Annotated in this window: 1 protein-coding gene; it reads right to left on the bottom strand. The window is 35.0% G+C overall.

Annotation, left to right across the window (positions count from 1 at the left end; all coding sequences use genetic code 11):
- Nucleotides 1–16 precede the first annotated feature (16 nt).
- Complete coding sequence (locus J3U24_RS11505; protein ID WP_267337884.1) at nucleotides 17–301, bottom strand: hypothetical protein; 285 nt, start codon at nucleotides 299–301, stop codon at nucleotides 17–19.
- Between the last annotated feature and the right edge of the window lie 347 nt (nucleotides 302–648).

Here is a 648-nt window from a genome sequence, read left to right as displayed (position 1 = left end):
TATCTACTTTCATCATTTACATCTCGATAAGCCAGTCATCTTCTAACCCCTCTTTTGTCCGACTACGAACAAAATCCAATCCAATGATTTTTTCATAATAGTCATTAATTTTATCCCAATCATCTGGATAAAAACTTGGGTCATCTTTATATTTTTCATAAATATAAGACGTTAATTCATTAAGCTCCTGCAAATAGTTGTCATGTTGTTCTTGTGTAATTAAATTTACCGCCAAGGCATGTCTAAATTCATTTCTTAAGCGTCGTTCCATTCTATCAATTCTTTCTTTTTGGTCCCACATATCGCGCTCCTTACGTAGTTTTAGTGATATTAACGGATGAATTATAAAAAATTTTTAAAAGTCGTCCAAGTTGAAAGGCTCGCCATGTGTACTTTTCTGTTGGCTCTAAAGGATTGGACTTGGTGGGTTGTCAATACGCCAAATGCTCGCTTGTTCACTGCGTGACTGCGACCTTCGCTTTACTATTGACATTATCAATACTATTCAAGTATTAACATAATTAGCTTGATACACTTCTTGGGTATAGGGCTTTTAGGGGGATTGGCATTAATCAGATTAAAATTTGAAACCCGCTGACTTTTAGTTGTCTGCTCTATCTGCTCAAAGAGATTATCTAAATTATCAAG

Origin of the sequence: Gilliamella sp. B2785 (assembly GCF_026537005.1) — a bacterium.
In the GTDB taxonomy this organism is placed as follows: Bacteria; Pseudomonadota; Gammaproteobacteria; order Enterobacterales; family Orbaceae; genus Gilliamella; species Gilliamella apicola_E.
The sequence above is the reverse complement of the archived record's forward strand: the minus strand, read 5'-3'. Positions and strand labels throughout refer to the sequence as shown.

Coding starts and splice junctions, on each gene's coding strand:
- J3U24_RS11505 (WP_267337884.1), bottom strand. CDS start 301: ATGTGGGACCAAAAAGAAAGAATTGATAGAATGGAACGACGCTTAAGA.